10 protein-coding genes are annotated in these 9849 nt (G+C 70.1%); all 10 read left to right on the top strand.

Going from position 1 to position 9849, the window contains the following annotated elements; all coding sequences use genetic code 11:
• The coding region (locus ASG05_RS08475) for a type II secretion system F family protein (RefSeq protein ID WP_235491441.1) at positions 1-895 on the top strand (895 nt) is incomplete at its 5' end.
• A gap of 305 nt (positions 896-1200) precedes the next feature.
• Entirely contained in the window at positions 1201-1665 is a 465-nt protein-coding gene (locus tag ASG05_RS17040; protein ID WP_056259750.1) for a type II secretion system protein, read from the top strand.
• Between the two features lie 100 nt (positions 1666-1765).
• Positions 1766-3145 carry a prepilin-type N-terminal cleavage/methylation domain-containing protein gene (locus tag ASG05_RS08465; RefSeq protein ID WP_157490142.1) on the top strand — a complete coding sequence of 460 codons (1380 nt, stop codon included), beginning with the start codon at positions 1766-1768 and terminating at the stop codon, positions 3143-3145.
• The gene (locus ASG05_RS08460; RefSeq protein WP_056259746.1) at positions 3145-3825 is read left to right on the top strand and encodes a type II secretion system protein J; all 681 of its coding nucleotides are present in this window, start codon (positions 3145-3147) and stop codon (positions 3823-3825) included. Before ASG05_RS08465 ends, ASG05_RS08460 begins: the two co-directional genes overlap by 1 nt.
• Before the next feature lie 8 nt (positions 3826-3833).
• A complete protein-coding gene (locus ASG05_RS08455) occupies positions 3834-5684 on the top strand; it encodes a hypothetical protein (RefSeq protein ID WP_056259744.1) in 1851 nt (616 codons plus the stop codon).
• Complete coding sequence (locus ASG05_RS08450) at positions 5681-6514, top strand: A24 family peptidase (RefSeq protein ID WP_056259742.1); 834 nt, start codon at positions 5681-5683, stop codon at positions 6512-6514. The genes ASG05_RS08455 and ASG05_RS08450 overlap by 4 nt, the downstream gene beginning before the upstream one ends.
• Before the next feature lie 28 nt (positions 6515-6542).
• Positions 6543-7592, top strand: a complete 1050-nt coding sequence (gene pilM, locus ASG05_RS08445; protein WP_056259739.1) for a type IV pilus assembly protein PilM — start codon at positions 6543-6545, stop codon at positions 7590-7592.
• Positions 7589-8248, top strand: a complete 660-nt coding sequence (locus tag ASG05_RS08440) for a hypothetical protein (RefSeq protein ID WP_157490141.1) — start codon at positions 7589-7591, stop codon at positions 8246-8248. Before pilM ends, ASG05_RS08440 begins: the two co-directional genes overlap by 4 nt.
• A gap of 2 nt (positions 8249-8250) precedes the next feature.
• The gene (gene pilO / locus ASG05_RS08435; protein ID WP_056259736.1) at positions 8251-9033 is read left to right on the top strand and encodes a type 4a pilus biogenesis protein PilO; all 783 of its coding nucleotides are present in this window, start codon (positions 8251-8253) and stop codon (positions 9031-9033) included.
• 51 nt (positions 9034-9084) lie between these two features.
• Entirely contained in the window at positions 9085-9663 is a 579-nt protein-coding gene (locus ASG05_RS08430) for a DUF6121 family protein (protein ID WP_056259734.1), read from the top strand.
• The last annotated feature ends 186 nt before the right edge of the window (positions 9664-9849 follow it).

Genomic DNA, 9849 nt, shown 5'->3' with positions numbered 1-9849 from the left:
GCGCGACGACGTCGAGACGGGCGTCTCGTTCTCGGACGCGGTCGGCAAGCACGACAAGGACTTCCCGCCGCTGATGATCAACATGATCAAGGCGGGCGAGACCGGCGGGTTCCTCGACAAGGCGCTCGAGTCGACGGCCGAGAACTTCGAGAAAGAGGTGGCGCTGCGGTCGACGATCAAGTCGGCCATGACCTACCCCGTCGTCGTGCTCGTCATGTCGCTCGTCGCCGTGGTCGTGATGCTGCTCTTCATCGTGCCGATCTTCCAGGACATGTTCACGAACCTCGGCGGGCAGCTGCCCCTGCCGACGATGATGCTCGTCTACGCCTCGCGGGCGATGCCGGTCGTCGTGCCGATCGCCGTCGTCGTGGGCATCGCGTTCTCGATCTGGTGGCGGACGAACAAGAACTCGGTCAAGGTGCGGGCGTTCCTCGACCCGCTGAAGCTCCGGCTGCCCGTCTTCGGCGCGTTGTTCCGCAAGATCGCCATCGCGCGCTTCAGCCGCAACTTCTCGAACATGATCGGGGCCGGCGTGCCCATCCTCACGGCCCTCCGGATCGTGGGAGAGGTCTCGGGCAACTACGTGCTCGAGGAGGCGCTGGTCAAGGTGGCCGAGTCGGTGCGGCAGGGCGAGTCCATCGCGGGTCCGCTCACCCAGTCGGGCGTGTTCCCGACGATGGTCACGCAGATGATCTCGGTCGGCGAGGACTCCGGTTCGCTGCAGACGATGCTCGAGAAGGTCGCCGACTTCTACGACCAAGAGGTCAAGTCGACCACCGAGTCGCTGACGGCCCTGATCGAGCCCCTGCTGATCGCCTTCCTGGGCGTCGTCGTCGGCGGCATGATCGTGGCGCTCTACCTGCCCATCTTCCAGATCACGTCGCTGATCAAGTAACGCACCAGACACCCCGCAGGAGGCGCGGGCCGGCTCACGAGGCCGGTTCGCGCCTCCTTCGCGTTCCCGGCGTCCGACGACGACCCGGTCTACCCCGCGAACGGGTGCTGACCGGCGGTTTCCGGCCCTTCGGGGGATACCCGAACTGGGGCCGTGTCGCAGGGGAAAACCCCCCTTCCAAGGGATTCTGGGGCACTTTCCCAGGTGGCACCATCGATCTCGGCGGGAGCTCAGTGACCGCCTACCCGATCACTCGGGCGCCGCTCCGGCGCCACTCCCGCACCCGACCGAACAGGACCAGCGACATGTACTTCACCCTCATGGGCAAGCTCAGCGCCCGCCGTCAGAACCTCGCCGAAGACAAGGACAAGGGCTTCACCCTGATCGAGCTCCTCGTCGTCGTCATCATCATCGGCATCCTCGCCGCGATCGCCATCCCGGTGTACCTGGGCGTCCAGAACAACGCCAAGGACTCGGGCGTCAAGAGCGACATCACGAACGTCAAGACGGCGATCATCAGCCAGCAGACCAGCTCGGGCACCCTGCCTGCGGCTGCCTCGTACACGGCGGCCACGCTGACCGCCGACCTCAAGGCCGCGGGTGCCTCCATCGGTACCGACACCACGGGCATCGTCTACCAGGTGACCACCGACAAGAAGGGGTTCTGCATCCAGGGCACCAGCTCGACGACGAACACCTTCGCGTCCTCCGAGAGCTCGGGCGTCGCGGCAGGCACCTGCTCCGGCGGCGCCTTCGTCCCGAAGCCCTAGGGGCCGCACCGAAGCGGGCCGGGGGCGCCTGACGCCTCCGGCCCGCTTCGCGACATCCGTCGACACGCTCCACCCCTGACCCGACCGGGAGGTGACCACCATGTTCCAGAAGCTCAGCCAGCGCCTCCGCCCGACCGGCGACCACGAGGCCGGCCTGACCCTCGTCGAGGTCATGGTCGCCATGATGGTCTTCGCGATCATCTCGGTCGGGGTCGCCTACTCGATCACCAACGCGCTCGTCCTCACCCGTGAGTCCCGGGCCCGGGCGATCGCCACGAACCTCGCCGCGCAGCAGGTCGACCTCGTGCGCGCCACGCAGAACGTCTTCTCGGTCGACAACGCGCAGATCGACTCCCGGGTCTCGGGCATCGACTTCCGGCTGTCGCAGACGGTGCGCTGGGTCGACTCCACCTCGACCGTCACCGACTGCGGCACCGGCACCGGCACGCTGCAGTACAAGGCCGTGACGGTCAGCGTGAGCTACACGGGCCAGCGGTCCGTCACCGCCCCCGTGACCAGCGAGACCGTCCTCGCTCCGAGCGACCGCATCAACGACCCCGCCCTGGGCACGATCGTCGTCAAGGTGACGGGCGCCGGCGGCGCGGGCAACCCCGGCGTCACCGTGGGCATCGCCCCGGCCGCCACCCCGAACGGCGCCTCCGCCCCGACGACCCCTGCCGTCACGAACGCCCAGGGCTGCACGTACGCCCTCAAGGTCAAGCCCGGCAACTATGACGTCGGCGTGATGAAGACCGGCAACCTCGACATCAAGCAGGTCGCCGCCCCCAAGACCACCCCGGTCGTCGTCAAGGCAGGCACCTCGTCGTCGGTCAGCTTCACCTACGACACGGCCGGCAGCTACACGCTGAAGTACGCGTCCAACTACGGCAGCAGCGTCCTGTTGCCGAGCGACCTCGAGACCACCTTCGTCAGCACCCTCGGGGGCGTCCAGACCGTCACGTCGGCGGCCAACCCCGCGACCCTCTTCCCGGTCGCCTACACCGTCATGGCCGGGGGATACGTCGCCCCGATCAAGGACGACAAGGGGGTCGTGACGAACACGCCGTGCGTCGACGTCGACCCGTCCGCCTGGGCGGCGTCGCCCGGCAACGGGGCCGGTCAGCCGCTCACGGCCGTCGCGGCCGCGCCCGGTGGCACCGCCACGGTCGGCGTGCCGATGGGCGTCGTCCGCCTGCCCGACATGAAGGGCCAGGCCACGGTCATCGCCACGTCGGTCGGCACCAAGGCCAACGGTGACCCCGGCTGCAACACGAACAAGAGCTACACCTTCACCGTCAGCGGCCAGAAAGAGGTGGCGTTGCCGTTCGGCACCTGGAAGTTCTCGGTCGTCGTGCTCGACCTCCTCGGGATCGTCACGGCGCAGAGCCCCGTGAACCTCGAGGCCGACGCCATCCGCACCCGCGGCACGATCGACAAGTCGACCGGCGCGGCCACCCTCGACCCCCGACCGGCCGGCTGATGACCATCGCCCTCGCCCGCCGCCTGCGCCGGCTCGTCGACCAGCCCGACCGGGGCATCTCGCTCGCCGAGATGCTCGTCGCGATGGCGCTCTTCGCCGTGCTCATCGCCCTCACCGGGGGCTTCGCCGTCAGCGCCTACCGGGCGTCCGCCTCGAGCCGCACGATCGACACCGCGACCCGGACCGCGACCGTCGGCATGACCGAGATGACGCGAACCGTCCGGGCCGCGACGAACAACCCCGTCTCGACGTCGAACATCGCCGACGCCGCGTTCGTCACGGCGACCGACCAGAGCCTCAAGATCTACGCGTACGTGAACCTGACGTCGTCCGAGGAGAAGCCCGTGACCGTCGAGTTCGCGGTCGTCGACGGCAAGCTCGTCGAGACCACCTGGGCCTCGTACGACCTCGGTGGCGGCTACTGGGGGTTCCAGTCCACCCCGAGCTCGGTCCGCACGATCGCGTCGCCCGTCGTCAGCACGGCGCAGGGGGCACCCGCGCTCTTCCGCTACGTCGACTCGAGTGGTTCGACCATCCCCCTGACCGGCGGTGCCGTGCCCGTCGCCCTGGTGCGGGGCATCTCGGCCGTCCAGGTCTCGCTGCAGGTCGGCTCGTCCGCCGACCTGTCGAAGTCCACCGTCCTGACCAACACGGTCGGCCTGCCCAACCTCACGTCGTAGGAGTCGAGATGATCACGCTGCTGCACGCCCGACTGGGCCGCCGGTGGGCTCGTGTGCGCCACGACGGCGAACGGGGCGTCGCCCTCATCACCGTGATCGGCCTCGGAGCCGTCCTGCTGATCCTCAGCGCCACGATGGTGTCGGTCGCGATCAGCGGCGCGACCGCCTCGAGGTCGGACTCGGACTTCAACGCCGCGATGGCCGCCGCCTACGCCGGCGTCGAGGACTACCAGAGCAAGCTCGCCAACGACAACACGTACACGCAGTACGGGGCCAAGGGCACCGAGTTCAGCAAGACGAGCACGTTCACCGGCACCGCCGGCAACCCGGCGTTCGGCGTCGGGACGGGCGGCACGTGGATGCCCGTCGCCGGCAGCACCACGTCGTCGTACCGCTACGAGGTCGACAACTCGGCCTACTCGAAGTCGGGCATCCTGCGCCTGCGCGCGACCGGCAAGGTCGGTGCGACCACGCGGACCGTCGTGGCCGGGTTGAAGCAGAAGGGCTTCATCGACTTCCTGTACTTCACCGACTACGAACTGTTCGACCCCCAGCTGTCGAACACCTCCTGCACGCCGGCCTACGAGTGGGCCGTGGCCAACCGCCCCAACTGCACGACCCTGCAGTTCGGTGCGGCCGACGTCATCGACGGTCCGCTGCACACCAACGACACCCTGCTGATCTGCGGGGCGACCTTCAACGGCACGGTGACGAGCGCCAACCCCGACACCCCCCGCTACAGCACCCCGTCCGGCTGTGGCGCGCCCAAGTTCGTCAACCCCGACTACCCCGCCTTCGCCAAGCGCGTCGACATGCCCGCGACCAACCAGTCCCTGCGTCAGGAGGTGCGGTCCGACCTCACGAGCTCGACCGTGCCCCGTCCCGGGTGCCTCTTCACCGGTCCGACGACGATCACCTTCAACTCGGGCGGCACGATGACCGTCTACTCGCCGTACACCGTCGCGACCAACGTCACGGGTGAGCCCGCGACCGGTGGGTCGGTGGCGTCCGGCTGCGGCACCCCCGGGTTCAGCGGGTCGGGAGGCACGCTCGGCAGCCCGGGCGGCCAGACCATGCCCGTGATCGCCAACAACCTGATCTTCGTCCAGGACGTCCCCTCGCTCACGTCCGACCCGAACTTCCCGAAGAAGGCGATCCCGAGCTTCTCGTGCACGGGTGCCGACGGGACGACCCCGGGCAACGGCGTCGGCTTCCCGGTCGTCGGCGAGACGCCGCCCGTGACCTCGGGCGACACGATCTCGTACGGCTGCACCAAGGGCGACGTCTTCGTCAAGGGTGCGTTGAAGGGCAACGTCACGGTCGCCGCCGCGAACTACGTGTACGTCACGGGCAACCTCACCTACGTCGACCAGGCGGCCGACATGCTGGGCCTCGTCGGGCAGAACGCCGTGTTCGTGCACAACCCGGTCAAGACGACCACCACGACCGAGACCTACAACGCCACGTGCCGCAACGGCTTCTTCGTCTACACCTGCACCCAGACCCGCGACGTGACGACCTCGACCCTGCTCGACCGCAGCAAGACCGACCGCACCGTCAGCGCGGCCATCCTGTCGGTCGCGCACACCTTCACCGTGCAGAACTACAACCTCGACAACGGCTACCCCAAGGGCAAGCTGATCATCAACGGCGCCATCGCCCAGAAGTTCCGCGGGCCGGTCGCCACCACGTCGGGTGGCGCCATCGTCACCGGCTACACGAAGGCGTACAAGTACGACACCCGGATGGCCTTCATGGCCCCGCCGAAGTTCCTCTCGCCCGTGTCGACCAGCTACGGCATCAGCCAGCTCGTCGAGAGCAAGACCGCCTTCACGGCGGCGGGGGTCGAGATCAAGTGATCGCCGTCGTCTTCCCCCTCTCGCTCACCGCGGCCCTCGGGCTCGCCATCGGCTCGTTCCTCAACGTCGTGGTGCACCGCCTGCCCGCCGGCCTCTCGATCGCGCGACCGGCGAGTGCCTGCCCCGGCTGCTCCACGCCGATCCGTCGTCGCGACAACGTGCCGGTGGTCAGCTGGCTGGCCCTCGGCGGCCGGTGCCGCGACTGCCGCACCTCGATCTCGGCCCGCTACCCGATCGTCGAGCTCGCCACCGGCGTGTTCTTCGTGCTCGTCGCCGCCCGGCTCTGGCCGCTCGCCGACGTGCCGACCGAGGCGCTGCCGCTCGTGTCGCGCCTCCTCTCGCTCGTCGCCTTCCTCTGGCTGGCCGGCGTGAGCGTGGCGCTCGCCGTGATCGACCTCGAGCACCACCGGCTGCCGAACGCCGTCGTGCTGCCGTCGTACGCCGTCGGCGGAGCGCTGCTGGCGGCCTCGAGCCTGCTCGTGGGCGACTGGCCGGCGCTCGTCCGGGCCGCCATCGGGCTCGTCAGCCTCTTCGCCTTCTACCTGATCGCGGCGCTGTCGTACCCGGGCGGCATGGGCTTCGGCGACGTCAAGCTCGCCGGCGTGCTCGGCCTGTACCTCGCCTGGCTCGGCTGGGGCGAGTTCGCCGTGGGCGCCTTCGCGGCGTTCCTGCTCGGCGGCCTCTTCGCCGTCGTCCTCCTCGTCACCCGGCGCGTGCAGCGCACGGGCGGCATCCCCTTCGGACCCTGGATGCTCGCGGGCGCCTGGGTCGGCGTCTTCGCCGGCGGCACCGTCGCCACGGCGTACCTCACCCTCCTCGGCCTGGCATGACCCGGCGAGCTGACAGAGAGCAGAACTGATGGGCAAGAACATCGTGGGCATCGACATCGGCAGCCGCTTCGTGCGCGCGGTCGAGGTCGCCGACGTCGACAAGGCCAAGCCGACCATCGTGCGGTTCAGCGAGGTCGCCCTGCCCGAGGGTGCGGCGAGTCGTGGCGAGGTGATCGAGTCGCAGACGGTCGCCGGCACCCTGAAGCAGCTGTGGTCGGCCGGCGGCTTCAAGAGCAAGCGCGTCGTGCTCGGCATGGGCAACCAGCGCGTCCTGGCCCGCGACATGACGGTGCCGAAGGCCTCGCACAAGCGCATCCGCGAGATGCTGCCGTTCCAGGTGCAGGACATGCTGCCGGTGCCGGTCGCCGACGCCCTGCTCGACTTCTACCCGTACGCCGAGGGGCTCGGCGAGAACGGTCCCGTCGTCCACGGGCTGCTCATCGCCGCCGTCAAGGACGCCGTCCTCGGCAATGTGCAGGCGAGCAAGCTCGCCGGCCTCACCACGCTGGGGGTCGACCTCATCCCGTTCTCGAACACGCGCCTCCTCGTCACCCGCCCGCGCATCGCGGGCACGGTCGCGCTCGTCGAGATCGGCCACAGCACGACCTCGGTGATCATGATCGCCGACGGCGTGCCGCAGTTCGTCCGCATCATCCCCTCGGGCGGCGACGACGTGACGCAGGCCGTCGCGGCGAAGCTCGAGGTCTCGGCCCAGGTCGCCGAGGGCATCAAGTACGGTCGGGGCCTCGCCACGACCGTCACCACCCCCGACGAGCAGGCCGCCTCGAGCGCCATCTTCGAGTCGGTCAACGAGCTGCTCGGCAGCCTCCGCAACACGATCCAGTACTACGTCAACACCCGCCCGACCGAGACCGTCGCGGGCGTCATGATCGCCGGCGGGGGAGCCTCGCTGCCCGGCCTGCCCGAGGCGCTCAGCGAGGTCACCCGCCTGCCGGTCGCCCTCGCCGACCCGTTCGCGACGGTGGGCTTCGCCAAGAACCTCGACGAGGCCGCCCTGCGGTCGCGGTCGACCGACCTGACCGTGGCCCTCGGCCTGGCACTGGGGAGCGCAGCATGAGAACCAGGAAGGACGCCGGCATCGTCGTGGGAGGCGCGCCCCGCGTCGACCTGCTGCCCCCCGAGGTCCGCGCCGAGCGTCGCGCGGCAGCCCTGACCCGTCGGGTGTGGGCCGGCGTGGCCGTGGTCGCCGTCGTCGTGGGCATCGGCTCGGGAGCGGCGTTCCTGGAGCGCATGAACGCCGAGGACGGCCTCATGATCGCTCAGGGCGAGACCCAGACGTTGCTGATGGAGCAGGGGATGTACGCGGACCTCCGGAAGACGCAGGCGCAGGTCGGTCTCACCGGGGCCGCCCAGACGGTCGGTGGATCGACCGACATCGACTGGCCGACCTACCTCGAGAAGGTGCAGGCCACCCTGCCGGTCGGCGTCACCATCGTCGGGGTCTCCCTCGACCAGGCGTCGCCGCTCGTCCAGTACGCCCAGCCGACGGCGCCCCTCCAGGGGTCCCGCGTGGCGACCCTCACCTTCCAGGCGACCAGCCCGACCCTGCCCTCCGTCCCCGACTGGCTGAACGGCCTGGCGACCCTGCCGGGCTTCGCCGACGCCCAGCCCGGCTCGGTCACCCTCGAGGAGGGCACCTACAAGGCCGACGTCACCATGCACATCACCGCCGACGCGTTCTCCGGACGCTTCGCCGCCTCGAAGGACGAATGACCATGGACCCCAACCGCCTGAAGATGATCGTGGCCGTGCTGACGGGCGTCGTCGTGCTCGCGCTCGGCTTCGTGCTCGGCGTCCAGCCGCAACTCACCGCGGCCTCGACGGCCTCCCAGCAGACGGTCTCGGTCGACGAGCAGAACGCGAGCCTGCGTGCCGGGCTCGCCACCCTCGAGGCCGACAACGAGAAGCTGCCCGCCCTGCAGACCGAACTCGGCGCCCTGCAGACCTCCGTGCCGTCGCAGGCGACCATGCCGACGTTCCTGGCCGAGATCAGCGACCTGGCGACGGCGACCGGGACGACGGTGACGGGCTTCACGACCTCGGACGCCGTCGCCTACGCACCCGCGGCACCCGCCGCCGCGGCCCCGGCCGCCGACGCGAGCAGCTCGGACTCGACCACGGACGGCACGGCGGCCACCGCCGAGCCGACCGCCCCGGTGGCCACCGCCCCCGAGCTGGTCACCGACCCGCAGATCACGGCGGCGAACTTCTCGTCGATCCCGATCACGGTGACCGTCAAGGGCAGCTACGAGCAGGCACGCGCCTTCCTCGGCCGGCTGCAACAGGGCTCCCGCCTGTTCCTCGTGACGGACTTCGCCAGTTCCGGGTCGTCGGAGGGGGGCTCCACCAACGCCGTCCCCGACCAGTGGACCGTCGGCGGACTCGTCTACGTCCTCCAGGACGCCGCCGCCACCCAGGCCGACCAGGCCGCCGAGACGCCCACGACCACGGCCGAGGGCACCGACGGCACGAGCTCCGACACCGCCGCCGGCGAGTAGCCCGCGCACCGGCGAGCCGCCGCGCCTGCCCACGGCGCGTAGCCTGGGAGGATGTCCCGAGCCGTCTACGCCGTCATGGGCACCGTCCTGTTCGGTGCGCTCGTCATCATGGTCGCGGGCTTCGAGGCCCTGCTGCTCGACCGCGACCCGATCGACGAACCCGACGCCGGCACCCTGCTCGGCCCGCTCATGGTCGCCGCCGCCGTCCTGGTCGTGCTGCTGTCGCTGCTGCGGTCCGCCGCCCTGTCGGACGCCCGCGACGACAGGGCTCCGGAGGTGCGGGGCACGTTCCCCGCCCAGCCCGCCGTGTTCGCCCGCCCGGCGGCCGCGGGCGTGACGCGCGCCGGCACCGGCGACGAGGTGACGGGCCCCCGGGGGCCCGCACCGCACCTCCTCGTCGCCTCGATCGTCACCGCCGCGCTCGTGTACGTCCTGATGCTCGTCGTCGGGGGAGTCGTCTACGGCCTGGTGCGAGAAGAGCTCGTGTGGGTGCTGCTCTTCGCGGCGCGGTACGCGGTCTCGCCGTTCGTGATCGGCTCGGCCGTCTGCGCCGGGGTGGTCGTCGCGGGCACGCTGGCCGTGTCGCGCGTCGACCCGGGGCGTTCGGAGCCCCGACCGTCCGACTCGTGACCATTTGATTAAGGCCCTAGCGCAAGATAAGCTCTTTCGGGTGTGCGCCTGACCGCGCGCCCGAATATCGCCCCCTCGACCTCACGGACGAGACGGGCAGACCGTCTCGGTCACCGAGACGAGGATGCCGGCTGATCAGCCGGACAGAGCAGAGCGATGCGAGAGCAGCGCGACTCGGCGCGTTCG

The organism is Frigoribacterium sp. Leaf186, from assembly GCF_001423905.1.
GTDB lineage: Bacteria > Actinomycetota > Actinomycetes > Actinomycetales > Microbacteriaceae > Frigoribacterium.
This window is presented reverse-complemented; position numbering and strand designations above follow the sequence as displayed.